The organism is Micromonospora sp. MP36 (assembly GCF_008119785.1).
Taxonomy (GTDB): domain Bacteria; phylum Actinomycetota; class Actinomycetes; order Mycobacteriales; family Micromonosporaceae; genus Micromonospora.
Genome location: NZ_VSFA01000032.1, coordinates 25,541 through 38,223 on the forward strand (window position 1 = coordinate 25,541; position 12,683 = coordinate 38,223).

The 12,683-nt window shown below is 73.6% G+C and carries 15 protein-coding genes; 11 read left to right on the forward strand and 4 right to left on the reverse strand.

The window, feature by feature from the left end; all coding sequences use genetic code 11:
• Position 1: 1 nt before the first annotated feature.
• Positions 2–502 carry a 6,7-dimethyl-8-ribityllumazine synthase gene (gene ribH, locus FXF52_RS21030; RefSeq protein ID WP_148799162.1) on the forward strand — a complete coding sequence of 167 codons (501 nt, stop codon included), beginning with the start codon at positions 2–4 and terminating at the stop codon, positions 500–502.
• 115 nt (positions 503–617) lie between these two features.
• Here the strand turns inward: ribH and FXF52_RS21035 are convergent, their stop codons facing one another.
• From FXF52_RS21035 to FXF52_RS21045, 3 genes are read right to left on the reverse strand one after another with little or no spacing between them, the layout of a single operon-like run.
• On the reverse strand, positions 618–1,361 hold the full coding sequence (locus FXF52_RS21035; protein ID WP_148799164.1) for an amino acid ABC transporter ATP-binding protein: 744 nt from the start codon (positions 1,359–1,361) through the stop codon (positions 618–620).
• 1 nt (position 1,362) lies between these two features.
• A complete protein-coding gene (locus FXF52_RS21040) occupies positions 1,363–2,208 on the reverse strand; it encodes an amino acid ABC transporter permease (protein WP_148799167.1) in 846 nt (281 codons plus the stop codon).
• Positions 2,205–3,083: an ABC transporter substrate-binding protein gene (locus tag FXF52_RS21045; protein ID WP_148799169.1), complete on the reverse strand. Its 879-nt coding sequence runs from the start codon at positions 3,081–3,083 to the stop codon at positions 2,205–2,207. Before FXF52_RS21045 ends, FXF52_RS21040 begins: the two co-directional genes overlap by 4 nt.
• 102 nt (positions 3,084–3,185) lie before the next feature.
• On the opposite strand from FXF52_RS21045, the gene FXF52_RS21050 reads away from it, so the two are divergent.
• The 10 genes from FXF52_RS21050 (at position 3,186) to pheT (ending at position 12,312) form a co-directional block, all read left to right on the forward strand.
• A complete protein-coding gene (locus FXF52_RS21050) occupies positions 3,186–3,509 on the forward strand; it encodes a phosphoribosyl-ATP diphosphatase (RefSeq protein ID WP_222870599.1) in 324 nt (107 codons plus the stop codon).
• A gap of 46 nt (positions 3,510–3,555) precedes the next feature.
• Positions 3,556–4,401, forward strand: coding sequence for an ATP phosphoribosyltransferase (hisG, locus tag FXF52_RS21055; RefSeq protein ID WP_148799173.1), 846 nt, complete (start codon positions 3,556–3,558; stop codon positions 4,399–4,401).
• A complete protein-coding gene (locus tag FXF52_RS21060; protein WP_255472183.1) occupies positions 4,389–5,360 on the forward strand; it encodes a DMT family transporter in 972 nt (323 codons plus the stop codon). Before hisG ends, FXF52_RS21060 begins: the two co-directional genes overlap by 13 nt.
• Positions 5,361–5,436: 76 nt before the next feature.
• Positions 5,437–5,901 (forward strand): PH domain-containing protein, encoded by a 465-nt coding sequence (locus tag FXF52_RS21065; protein WP_187413611.1) that lies wholly within the window; start codon positions 5,437–5,439, stop codon positions 5,899–5,901.
• A gap of 403 nt (positions 5,902–6,304) precedes the next feature.
• A complete protein-coding gene (gene infC, locus FXF52_RS21070; RefSeq protein WP_148799175.1) occupies positions 6,305–6,910 on the forward strand; it encodes a translation initiation factor IF-3 in 606 nt (201 codons plus the stop codon).
• Between the two features lie 19 nt (positions 6,911–6,929).
• Positions 6,930–7,124, forward strand: a complete 195-nt coding sequence (gene rpmI / locus FXF52_RS21075) for a 50S ribosomal protein L35 (protein WP_148799177.1) — start codon at positions 6,930–6,932, stop codon at positions 7,122–7,124.
• 32 nt (positions 7,125–7,156) lie between these two features.
• Complete coding sequence (gene rplT, locus FXF52_RS21080) at positions 7,157–7,549, forward strand: 50S ribosomal protein L20 (RefSeq protein ID WP_046564689.1); 393 nt, start codon at positions 7,157–7,159, stop codon at positions 7,547–7,549.
• Between the two features lie 32 nt (positions 7,550–7,581).
• Positions 7,582–8,457, forward strand: coding sequence for an RNA methyltransferase (locus FXF52_RS21085; protein ID WP_148799179.1), 876 nt, complete (start codon positions 7,582–7,584; stop codon positions 8,455–8,457).
• 179 nt (positions 8,458–8,636) lie between these two features.
• Positions 8,637–9,725 carry a phenylalanine--tRNA ligase subunit alpha gene (pheS, locus tag FXF52_RS21090; RefSeq protein ID WP_148799180.1) on the forward strand — a complete coding sequence of 363 codons (1,089 nt, stop codon included), beginning with the start codon at positions 8,637–8,639 and terminating at the stop codon, positions 9,723–9,725.
• A 37-nt stretch (positions 9,726–9,762) separates the two neighbouring features.
• Complete coding sequence (gene pheT, locus FXF52_RS21095) at positions 9,763–12,312, forward strand: phenylalanine--tRNA ligase subunit beta (RefSeq protein WP_148799182.1); 2,550 nt, start codon at positions 9,763–9,765, stop codon at positions 12,310–12,312.
• A gap of 129 nt (positions 12,313–12,441) precedes the next feature.
• Here pheT and FXF52_RS41740 read toward each other — a convergent pair whose 3' ends face one another.
• Positions 12,442–12,675: a hypothetical protein gene (locus FXF52_RS41740; protein ID WP_187413612.1), complete on the reverse strand. Its 234-nt coding sequence runs from the start codon at positions 12,673–12,675 to the stop codon at positions 12,442–12,444.
• Positions 12,676–12,683 lie beyond the last annotated feature (8 nt).

Genomic DNA, 12,683 nt, shown 5'->3' on the forward strand with positions numbered 1-12,683 from the left:
CATGGCGGGTTTCGGGGAACCGGGCGTCACCTCGGTGGACGCGGCCGGGCTGACCGTCGGTGTGGTGGCCGCGCGCTGGCACGGCGACCTCACCGACCACATGGTCGACCGGGCGGTCGCCGCCGCCGAGGCGTGCGGCGCGCGGGCCGTGGTGGCCCGGGTGGCCGGTTCGGTGGAGCTGCCCGTGGTGGCCCAGGCGATGGCTCGCCGGTACGACGTGGTGGTCGCCCTCGGCGTGGTGGTCCGGGGCGCCACGGCCCACTTCGACTACGTCTGCAAGTCGGTGACCGAGGGGCTGACCCGGGTCGCGCTCGACGAGGGCAAGCCGGTGGCACACGGGGTGCTCACCGTGGAGACCATCGAGCAGGCGCGGGACCGGGCCGGGCTGCCCGGCTCCGCGGAGGACAAGGGCTGGGCGGCCACGGTCGCGGCGCTGGACGCCGCCCTGGCCATCCGTGGCCTCGACGCGATCAACGGCCACCGGCTCGGCTTCGGCGCCTGACCCGCCCGGGTCGCGTGGTCGGCCGCGGTTGATCGACTCCGAGTCGCCGAGGTGGCGGTGTACGGCATCACCCGACACCGCCACATCGGCGAGTTGGAGCCGACCTGGCCGGCGGTCAGAGCCGGCCGGCCTCGATGATCCGGTGGAGGAACTGTCGGGTACGCGGCTGGGTCGGCTCGCCGAGCACCTGCGCCGGTGGCCCGGCCTCCACCACCGTGCCCCCGTCCAGGAAGCACACCTGGTCGGCGACCTCGCGGGCGAAACCCATCTCGTGGGTGGCCAGCACCATGGTCATCCCGTCCGCCTTCAGGTCCCGGATCATCGCCAGCACCTCACCGACCAGCTCCGGATCCAGCGCCGAGGTGACCTCGTCGAGCAGCATCAGCCGGGGGGAGTTGGCCAGCGCCCGCACGATCGCCACCCGCTGCTGCTGCCCGCCGGAGAGCCGGTCCGGATAGGCGCCCGCCTTCGCGCCCAGCCCCACCCGGTCGAGCAGCTCCCGGGCCTGCGCCTCGGCCTCGGCCCGGACCCGCCGGTGCACCTTGCGCGGGGCGAGCGTGACGTTCTCCAGCACGGTCAGATGCGGGAAGAGGTTGTACGACTGGAAGACCATCCCGATCCGGCGGCGCACCAGGTCGGGGTCGACCCGAGGGTCGGAGATCTCCTCCCCGTCCAGCTCGATGATCCCGTCGTCCAGCTCCTCCAGCAGGTTGACGCAGCGCAGCAGGGTCGACTTGCCCGACCCGGACGCCCCGATCAGCGCCACCACCTGGTGTTCCTCGACGGTCAGGTCGAGCCCGTCGAGCACCACGTGGTCGCCGAACTCCTTGCGCAGTCCGCGGCAGGTCAGCACGGGCATCTCAGCCTCCGGACTGGCGTCGGGCCGAGCGCAGCGTCACCCAGTCGGTGACCGCGATCAGCGGGATGGCCATCAGCACGAACAGCACCCCGGCCAGGATGTACGGGGTGTAGTTGAAGGTTTCCGCGGTGGAGATCTGGGCGGCCCGGACCGCGTCGATCGGCCCGGCCAGGGAGACCAGGCCGACGTCCTTCTGCAGCGCCACCACGTCGTTGAGCAGGGGCGGGGCGACCCGCCGCACGGCCTGCGGCAGCACCACGTGCCGCATGGTCTGCCGGTAGGTCAGGCCGAGCGACCGGGCGGCGGCGAGCTGGCTCGGGTGGATCGACTCGATGCCGGCCCGGAACACCTCCGCCAGGTAGCCGCCGTAGGTGAGCACCAGCGCGAGCCCGCCGAGCACCAGCACCGACGGCATCCCCTGCAGACGCAACCCGGGCACGCCGAGGGTGAGCACGTACAGCACGATGATCAGCGGCAGCCCGCGGAAGGTGTACGTGTAGCCGGCGGCGAGCGCGCGTACCGGGAAGAAGACCGGGCCGCGCAGCGTCCGCAGCAGCGCGATCAGCAGGCCGAGCAGCAGCGCGCCGGCGGCGCAGCAGACCAGCAGCCGGATGTTCAGCCACAGCCCGGACAGCACCGCCGGCAGGGCGTCCCGGGCGATCCCGGGGTCCAGGAACGACTCGCGGACCCGGTCCCAGCCGGGCGCGCCGGTGACGGCGAGGACCAGGAGCGTGCCGAGCGCCGCCGTGGAGGAGGCGGCGACCAGCACGCTCCGGATCGTCTGGCGGCGCCGGTACGCGGCCCGCCGCTGCTGCGCCGGTGACGGGGTGTGCTGCGCCAGGCTCACGTCAGCTCGGCCGCTCCCGCCACCTGGGCGAGCCACTTCTGCTCCAACTGCTTGAGCGTGCCGGCGTCGCCGAGCTGGTCGACCGCCGCGTTGACGCAGGGGGTGAGCGGGGAGTTCTTGTCGAGCAGCAGGCCGAACGCCTCCGGCGCGCCGACCTGCGGCACCTGACCCACGATGGTGGCGTCGGTGAGCTCGGCCCCGGTGATGTAGAAGGCGGTCGGCAGGTCCACCACCAGGCCGTCGAGCTGGCCGTTCTGCAGCGCCTTCTTGGCGTCGTCGTTGCTGTTGTAGACGCGCGGCTGCCGAGTCGGCTTGATCACGTCGGTGATCGCCTGGTAGCTGGTGGTGCCGACCTGTGCGCCGAGGGTGGCGTCCTTCAGGTCGGCCAGCGTCTTCTTCCCGGCGATCTTCGACGACTTGAGCGCGATCACCGTCTGCCGGACCAGGTAGTAGGGCGTGGAGAAGTCCACCGCCCGCTTGCGCTCCTCGGTGACGGAGAACTGGTTGATGTCGAAGTCGAAGTTCTTCGGGCCGGGGGCGATCGCCGTGTCGAACTTCACCCGGGCCCAGGTGACGTCCTCACGGGCGTACCCGAGCTGCTGCGCCACCGCGTACGCGACGGCGGACTCGAAGCCCTCGCCGCTCTCCGGCTTGTTCTCGCGGAACCACGGCTCGTACGCCGGCTCGTCGGTCGCGATGGTGAGCTTGCCCGGCGTCCGCGTGGGCAGGCTCCCCTTGGCGCAGGACGCCGCGGCGCTGCCGGTGGGGGTGGCGGTGGTGGTCTTTCCGTCGTCCTGGGGCGCGCAGCCGGTCACCGCGACGGCGGTGACGGCGGCGAGGGTGAGCGCGATGCCCCGTGGGCTGCTGCTGGCCATGGCCGACAGCGTAGAGAGTCCCTCGCGTTCCCCCGAAGGGTGTCCCACCAGTCAGATGGGGAATCCGCGCAGGTCGCCGCCGCGCTCGCCGACGGCCGGGGGATGGGACGACGCGGCCCCGGCGCGCGTGGTCACCCGGGGCGGCTGGAAGAATCGCCTTCCGTGAAGACGTTCGAGGAGTTGTTCGCCGAGCTGCAGGCCAAGGCCGCCGCCGGCACCCCGGGCTCGGGCACGGTCGCCGCGCTCGAGAAGGGGGTGCACTTCATCGGCAAGAAGGTGGTCGAAGAGGCGGCCGAGTCGTGGATGGCCGCCGAGCACGAGGGGCCGGAGCGGGCCGCCGAGGAGATCTCCCAGCTGCTCTACCAGGCCCAGGTGCTGATGCTCGCCACCGGTCTCGAGCTCAGGGACGTCTACCGACATCTGTGAGTGCCCCGTCCGCTGATCACCTGATCGATCGAAGGAGCACTCCGTCATGCTGCGTGTCGCCGTACCGAACAAGGGCGCCCTGGCCGAGTCGGCCGCCCAGATGCTGCGCGAGGCGGGCTACCGCCAGCGCACCGACCCGAAGGACCTGGTCTGCCGGGACGAGCCCAACGACATCGAGTTCTTCTACCTCCGCCCCAAGGACATCGCCACCTACGTCGGCTCCGGTGACCTCGACGTCGGCATCACCGGGCGGGACCTGCTGGTCGACTCCGGCGCGCCGGCCGAGGAGGTCGTCGACCTGAACTTCGGCCGGGCCACCTTCCGCTTCGCCGCCCGCCCCGACGACGTGGCCTCCGTCCAGCAGCTCGGCGGGCACCGGATCGCCACCGCGTACCCCGGGCTGGTGGAGCGGCACCTGGCCGAGCTGGGCGTCAAGGCCGAGGTGATCCGCCTGGACGGCGCGGTGGAGAACGCCATCCGCCTCGGCGTGGCCGACGTGGTCGCCGACGTGGTGGAGACCGGCGCCACCCTGCGTCAGGCGGGCCTGGTGGTCTTCGGCGAGCCGCTGCTGCGCTCATCGGCGGTGCTGGTCCGCCGGGCCGGCGCGCCCGGCTCCGCGCAGCAGGAGCAGCTGCTGCGCCGGCTGCACGGGGTGCTGGTCGCCCGGCGCTACGTGATGCTCGCCTACGACGTGCCGGCCGGCCTGCTCGACCGGGCCAGCACGCTGACCCCCGGCATCGAGTCGCCGACCGTCTCCCCGCTGCACCGGGAGGGCTGGGTGGCCGTGCAGGCCATGGTCCAGCGCGACGACGTGCACCGGATCATGGACGAGCTGTACGAGCTGGGCGCCCGGGCCATCCTGGTCACCAACATCCACGCGTGCCGACTGTGAGGGCGCTGCCGGCGCCGGCCGCCCTGTGCGTGGTCGTCCTCGGCGGAGTGGCCTCGGCCGCGCAGGGCGTGGTCAACTCCGAGCTGGGGGCGCGGGCCGGCAACCCGGTGCTCGGCGCGGTGGTCAACAACCTCGGCGGCTGCCTGCTGATCCTGGTCGGGCTGTTCGCCGTCCCGTCGATGCGGGCCGGGCTGGCCGCGCTGCGGCGCGGCGGCCTGCCCTGGTGGGCCTACCTGGGCGGGCTCGGCGGCGCGGCGATCGTGGTGATCGGCACGTACCTGGTGCCGGTGCTCGGGGTGGCCGTGTTCACCATCGCCCAGGTCGCCGGCGGCAGCCTCGGTGGCCTGGGCGTGGACCGGGTCGGGCTGTCCCCGGCGGGGCGGCTGCCGCTCACCCTGCCCCGGGTCGCCGGGGCGCTGCTCGGCGTCAGTGCGGTGACCCTCGCCCAGCTGGGCCGCCCGGTCGGCGACCTGGCCGTCGGGCTGGTGCTGCTCGCGGTCGCCGGTGGCCTGGCGGTGGCGCTGCAGTCCGCGCTCAACGGCCGGGTCTCCGCCGCGAGCAGCACCGCGGCGGGGCTCGCGGTCAACTTCGCCGTCAGCACGCCGGTGATCCTGGCGGTCGCGGTCGTGGTCGGGGCGTTCGCCGTCCGACCCGCCTGGCCCGGGCAGTGGTGGCTCTACGTCGGCGGCCTGCTCGGGGTCGGCATCGTGCTCGCCCTGCTGGTGGGCGTCCGGGCGGCCGGGGTGCTGCGGACCGGCCTGGCGCTGGTCGCCGGGCAGCTCGGCGGTGCTCTGGTGCTGGACGTGGCGCTGCCCGGCGGGGCCGGCACGCGGCTGCCGGTGCTGGCCGGCGCGGCGCTCACCGCCGTGGCGGTGCTGCTGGCGGGCGTACGACGGCGGACACCGACCCGTGTGGCAGCGGACCGCTCGCCCGAGCCGGATGGCAGACTGGTCACGTGAGCGAGCGGAGCGAGCGAACCATCAGGCTCAGTAGCGTGGCGCCTCGCGCCGCTGCGGAGCGGAGCGAGGCGGCGGCGTGAGCGATTCGGTGGTGACCGTGCGGCCGCGGCGGATCCGGGTGGTGTGCTGGGCGTCGGCGGCCACCCTGCTGGTGGTGTTCAGCCTGGTGGCCACCTCCCTCACCGGCGCCACCGGCGACGGCTACGGCTCGTTCCAGCGCGGCGACCAGTTGGCCATGATCGGGCTGGGCGTCCTCGGGGCCCTGGGCATCCTGCTGTTCACCCGCCCCCGGGTGGTGGCCGACGCAAAGGGCGTGCGGGTGCGCAACGTGATCGGCTCGTACGAGCTGCCCTGGGAGGTGGTCCGCGGGGTCCGCTTCGACCGGGGCGCTCCCTGGGCGAGCCTGGAGCTGCACGACGACGACCTGCTGCCGATGGTCGCCCTGCAGGCCGCCGACAAGGAGCGGGCGGTCGAGGGAGTGCGTGCCCTGCGCCGCCTGCACCAGGACCACCTGGCCGCCCTCACCCATACCCCCCGCTGACCCGGCGTCGGGATCGAGACCGCGGATTCCCGGTTGGGCGCTCCTGCCCGGAATGAGTGGGTCGCGTGCCGATCCGACCAGCCCGGGGCGGGTTTGGGGACGGGTGGGGCGAGGGTGTAGTGTTGCTGAGTCGACCAGACTGCCCCCGTCCCTGACGCACGGGTGGTCCCGAAGCGGAGCGCCTGCTCCCACCCGAGTCGCCACGCGGCGGCCGGGTCCGGTCACCGGTTCCGGGCACGTCCCGGCGCCGGATGCGCGATCATGTGATCGTGCCGACCGGTCGAGCGGGCCCTGGCATGTGCCAGGGCCTTCTGCTTTCCGGGTCGGCTCCCGCCCGGGAGCCCGCGGAGTCGGCACCGTAGGAGACTCGACTCGAGGAGGCCCCATCAGCGTCGAACCACGCGTGAACGAGCAGATCCGGGCACGTGAGGTCCGACTGGTCGGCCCTGAGGGTGAGCAGGTGGGCATCGTCCCGCTGGAGCGCGCCCTTCAGCTGGCCGCGGACGTCGACCTGGACCTGGTCGAGGTTGCGCCGATGGCGCGCCCGCCGGTGTGCAAGCTCATGGACTTCGGCAAGTTCAAGTACGAGAGCGCACTGAAGGCGCGCGAAGCGCGGCGTAACCAGCAGCAGACCGTCATCAAGGAGATGAAGCTCCGGCCGAAGATCGACCCGCACGACTACGAGACCAAGAAGGGTCACGTGGTGCGGTTCCTCAAGGCCGGCGACAAGGTCAAGGTGACGATCATGTTCCGCGGTCGCGAACAGAGCCGCCCGGAGCTGGGTTACCGGCTCCTGCGCCGGCTCGAGTCCGAGATCTCGGAGCTGGGGTACGTCGAGGCCGCCCCGAAGCAGGACGGCCGCAACATGATCATGGTGCTCGCGCCGCACCGCGCCGTGAAGGCCTCCGCCACGGCGGCCCGCGGTGGTGCGCCGCGCGAGCGGGAGACGGGCGCCGCCGAGGCGCCTCCGGCCGAGGCGGCCGGGCCCGCCGGGACCACCGGCGAGTAACAGGGGAGAAGACGTTCCAATGCCGAAGATGAAGAGCCACACGGGGATGGGCAAGCGGGTCCGGGTGACCGGCAAGGGCAAGGTCGTTGCCCAGCAGGCCGGCATGCGGCACAACCTGGAGAAGAAGGCCTCCACCCGTACCCGCCGGCTGACCGGCACCGTCGAGCTGGCCAAGGCCGACGTGAAGCGAATCAAGAAGCTGCTCGGCCGCTGACGCGCGCCACCTGAACCGAAGAAGGAGTTGAGATGGCACGCGTCAAGCGGGCTGTGAACGCCCAGAAGAAGCGTCGTACCCTGCTGGAGACCGCGAGCGGCTACCGCGGTCAGCGCTCCCGCCTCTACCGCAAGGCCAAGGAGCAGGTGCTGCACTCGATGCAGTACGCCTACCGGGACCGTCGCGACCGCAAGGGCGACTTCCGGCAGCTCTGGATCCAGCGGATCAACGCCGGCGCCCGGGCTAACGGCCTGACCTACAACCGGCTGATCCAGGGCCTGCGCCTGGCCGGCATCGAGGTCGACCGCAAGATCCTGGCCGACCTGGCCGTCAACGACGCCGCGGCGTTCGCCGCGATCGTCGAGCTGGCCCGCGCCGCCGTGGCGGCCGAGGGCACCGGTGGCGCCGCGGCCCAGGCCGCCTGACCCACCCGCACCAGCAGATCGAGGCGTCTCCCATGCAGTCACCGTCGCGCGGGAGGCGCCTCGACGCTGTTCCCGGCCCGTTCACCCCGCGTACCCCCCGCGTCGTCGCCGCCCGCCGGCTCCAGCGCCGCCGGGACCGCGAGGCCACCGGCCGGTTCCTGGCCGAGGGTCCGCAGGCCGTCCGGGAGGGCCTGGGCCGCGCCGGCACGGTCGTCGAGCTGTTCGGCACGCCGGCCGCCCTCGACCGGTACGCCGACCTCGCCGCCGAGGCCGCCCGGGCCGACGTGCCCGTGTCCGAGGTCACCGAGGAGGCCCTCGCGGCGCTCGCCGAGACCGTCGCCCCGCAGGGCCTGGTCGCCGTCTGCCGGCATCTCGACGTACCCCTCGACCAAGCCCTCGCGCGCGGGCCACGCCTGGTCGCGGTGCTCGCCGAGATCCGCGACCCGGGCAACGCCGGCACCGTGCTGCGGACCGCCGACGCGGCCGGCGCGGGCGCGGTGGTCTTCGCCGGGGACGCGGTCGACCCGTACAACGGCAAGTGCGTGCGGGCCTCCGCCGGCAGTCTCTTCCACGTCGACGTGGTGCGCGCCCCCGACCCGGCCCAGGCGGTCGACGCGCTGCGGGCCGCCGGCCTGACCGTGCTGGCCACCACCGGGTACGGCGACACCGACCTCGACGACCTGGCCGACGCCGGTCGGCTCGCCACCCCCACCGCCTGGCTCTTCGGGTCCGAGGCGCACGGCCTGCCCCGGCAGCTGACCGAGGCGGCCGACGCCCGGGTCCGGGTGCCGCTGCACGGGCGCGCCGAGAGCCTGAACCTGGCTGCGGCCGCGGCCGTGTGCCTGTACGCTTCAGCGAGAGCACTGCGCCGACCCTCAGGTCCGCGTGGTCACACAGCAGGGGAGTAGTCCGGATGATGAACGCGCCACGGCGTTCGTTTAGCCAGCCCGCCGGTGTCGGCGGGCGGCGGGCGTGACCCTTCCTCCTGCGTACCTCCCACCGGCGGGCTGCGGCGAAGCCGCGCGTCCGTAGACTCGCCTAGCCGCCCGTGAGGGCCGGCGCCGCCGTGAGGGAGTGCCCGTACGCCATGAGCTACCGCAACGATCCGTACGACCCGAAGCAGGTCGCCCTGCTCGACCCGGACGCCCTGGCCGAGGCCGTGGCCGAGGCCGAGAAGGCGTTCGCCACCGCCACCGACCCGGACGCGCTGCACGCGTTGCGCCCCGCGCACCTCGGCGACCGGGCCCCGGTCTCGCTCGCCCGCCGGGAGATCGGCGCGCTGCCGCCGGCCGCGAAGGCCGACGCCGGCAAGCGGGTCAACGAGGCCCGTCGCGCCATCGAGACCGCGTACGCCGCCCGGCAGGAGACGCTGGAGCGGGAGCAGGCCGAGCGGGTGCTGGTCGAGGAGCGGGTCGACGTGACCCTGCCCTACGACCGCCGGCCGCGCGGCGCCCGCCACCCGCTGACCGTGCTGATGGAGCAGATCAGCGACCTGTTCATCGGGATGGGCTACGAGATCGCCGAGGGTCCCGAGGTCGAGCTGGAGTGGACCAACTTCGACGCGCTCAACATCCCCGCCGACCACCCGGCGCGCGGCCTGATGGACACCTTCCACATCGCCCCGCAGGAGGGCTCCGTCGCCGCCGGCGAAGCGAGCTCCGGCCTTGTTCTTCGCACCCACACCTCACCGGTGCAGGCGCGCACCATGCTCACCCGCAAGCCGCCGATCTATGTGGTCGTGCCCGGCCGGGTCTACCGCACCGACGAGCTGGACGCCACCCACGCGCCGGTCTTCCACCAGGTCGAGGGCCTGGTGGTGGACAAGGGCATCACCATGGCGCACCTGCGCGGCACGCTGGACCACTTCGCCCAGGCGATGTTCGGCGAGGGCGCGAAGACCCGCTGGCGGCCGCACTACTTCCCGTTCACCGAGCCGTCGGCCGAGTTCGACGTCTGGTTCCCGGAGCACCGGGACGGGCCGCAGTGGGTCGAGTGGGGCGGCTGCGGCATGGTCAACCCGCGGGTGCTGCGCGCCTGCGGCATCGACCCGGAGGTCTACTCCGGATTCGCCTTCGGCATGGGCATCGACCGGACCGTGATGGTCCGGCACGGGGTCAGCGACATGCGGGACATGGCCGAGGGTGACGTGCGGTTCACCCGCGCGTTCGGGGCCTGATCGGCGCCACGAGCTACGGAGACGGTGGTTAACAGTCATGCGAGTTTCTGTCAGTTGGCTGCGGGAGTACGTCGACCTCCCCGCCGACCTGCCCGCCGGCGACCTAGAGCAGGCGCTGGTCGACCTGGGCATCGAGGTCGACTCCATCGTGGACCTGCGGGAGACCGTCCAGGGCCCGCTGGTGGTCGGTGAGGTCCTGGAGATCGAGGAGCTGACCGGCTTCAAGAAGCCGATCCGGTTCTGCAAGGTCGACGTCGGCGCCGCCAACGGCACCGGCGAGCCGCAGGAGATCGTCTGCGGGGCGCGCAACTTCGCCCCCGGCGACCGGGTGGTGGTGATCCTCCCCGGCGGCGTGCTGCCCGGCAACTTCGCCATCGGCGCGCGCAAGACGTACGGGCGCAACTCCAACGGCATGATCTGCTCCGCGAAGGAGCTGGGCCTGGGCGACGACCACGCGGGCATCATCGTGCTGCCCGAGGACACCCCGGCCAAGCCGGGCGACGACGCCCGGCCGGTGGTCGGCCTCGACGACGTCGTGGTCGAGATGGAGATCACCCCCGACCGCGGGTACGCGCTCAGCGTGCGCGGCATCGCCCGGGAGCTGTCGCACGCCCTCGGGGTGCCGTTCCGCGACCCGGCCGACGTCCCGGCGCCCGGCGCCACCGCCGAGCCGGCGTACCCGGTCGACGTGCGGGACCCGGTCGGCTGCGACCGGTTCGCCGCCCGGATGGTGCGCGGCGTCGACCCGACCGCGCAGACGCCCGGCTGGATGCAGCAGCGGCTCACCGTCGCCGGCGTCCGCAGCATCTCGCTGCCGGTCGACATCACCAACTACCTGATGCTCGAACTCGGCCAGCCGATGCACGCCTTCGACGCGGACCGGATCCGCGGCCCGCTGGTGGTCCGCCGGGCCGAGCCGGGGGAGAAGCTGACCACCCTGGACGGCGTCGAGCGCACCCTGTCCGCCGAGGACATGGTGATCTGCGACGAGACGGGTCCGATCTCGCTCGCCGCCGTGATGGGCGGCGAGACCAGCGAGGTGGTGGCCTCCACCACCGACGTGCTCTTCGAGGCGGCGCACTGGGACCCGGCCATGGTCGGCCGCACCGCCCGCCGGCACAAGTTGTTCAGCGAGGCGGCGAAGCGCTGGGAGCGGGGCGTCGACCCAGCCCTGCCGCTGGTCGCGCTGGAGAAGGCGGTCCGGCTGCTCACCGAGCACGCGGGCGGCACGGTCGGCGCGGAGATCCTGGACATCGACCACGTCCGGCCGCGTACCCCGGTCACCCTGCCGGCGGACCTGGCGTCCCGGCGGGTCGGGGTGACGTACGCCCCGGAGCGGGTGGTCGAGCTGCTGGAGCAGGTCGGCTGCACGGTCACCCGGGGCGCCGACCGGCTCGGCGAGGACCCGGGCGAGGCCGGGGTGGCCGCCGCCGGCCGGAGCGAGGTGCTCACCGTGACGCCGCCGAGCTGGCGGCCCGACCTCACCGACCCGGCCGACCTGGTCGAGGAGGTGGTCCGCCTCGACGGGTACGACCGGGTGCCGTCGGTGCTGCCCACCGCACCACCCGGCCGCGGCCTCACCGCGCCGCAGCAGCGCCGCCGGGCGGTCGCTCGGTCGCTCGCCGAGCGCGGGTACGTGGAGGTGCTCGCCCACCCGTTCGTCGCCGGGGAGCTCGCCGACCAGCTCGGTCTGCCCGCCGACGACCCGCGCCGCCGGGCGGTGCGGGTCTCGAACCCGCTGTCCGAGGAGCAGCCGCTGCTGCGCACCACGCTGCTCGGCCCGCTGCTCGGCATCCTCAAGCGCAACGTGAGCCGGGGCCTGCGCGACGTGGCGATCTATGAGATCGGCACGGTGTTCCACCCGCGTCCCGGCGCCGGCACCCCGCCGGCGATGGGCGTGGACCGACGGCCGACCGACGAGGAGTTCGCCGCCGCCGACGCGGTGGTGCCGGACCAGCCGCGGCACGTCGCCGTGGCGCTCACCGGCGAGATCGAGCCGGCCGGCTGGTGGGGCCCGGGTCGGGCGGCCGGCTGGGCGGACGCCGTGGCGGCCGGCCGGGCCGTCCTGGACGCCGCCGGCATCCCGGCCGACCGGGTCACCGTCCGGGCCGCCGAGTACGCCCCCTGGCACCCCGGTCGCTGCGCCGAACTGCTGGTGGACGGCACGGTCGTCGGGCACGCCGGTGAGCTGCACCCGGCCGTGGTGGCGGCGCTGGAGCTGCCGCGCCGAACCAGCGTCATGGAGCTGGACCTGGACGCGCTGCCCCCGGCGCCGATGGTGGCCGGCCCGGCCATCTCCACCTTCCCGCCCGCGCTGATCGACGTGGCGCTGGTGGTGGACGATGCGGTGCCGGCGGACGAGGTCGAGCGGGCCCTCGTGGCGGGGTCCGGCGACCTGCTGGAGGACGTGCGGCTCTTCGACGTGTACGTTTCCGACCAGCTCGGCGCGGGCCGCAAGTCGCTGGCGTACAAGCTGACGTTCCGGGCGCCGGACCGGACGCTCACCGTCGAGGAGGCGGTGGCCGCGCGGGACGCGGCGGTGGCTGAGGCGGGGCGCCGCTTCGGCGCCACGCTCCGCGGCGCCTGAGGATCAGGAAGGGGTCCCTTCGCCACCCTGTGGAGAAGGGACCCCTTTGACCTTTGCCAGGAGTGGAGTGTCCGCTGACCGCGTCTCGGACGTGCCGGGTGGCGCCCGGTCGGGCTCCGGGCTCGGCGCTCAGCGTTCGGGGTGGCGCCGGACGAAGTCCTGGTAGGTCTCGTTGGCGAGTTCGATCTCGCGGACCTGCGCGGCCAGTTCGGCCCGGCGGATGTCGGCCGCCGCCCGGGCGCGGGCCAGCCGTAGCTCGTGCCGACGGTCGCGGATGCGGGACCAGCTCCGGACGGCGGCCCAGGCGATCCAGCCGCCCGAGGCCGCCAGCCCGGTCACCGCGAAGGCGAGCAGGAAGTCCATCTCATTAT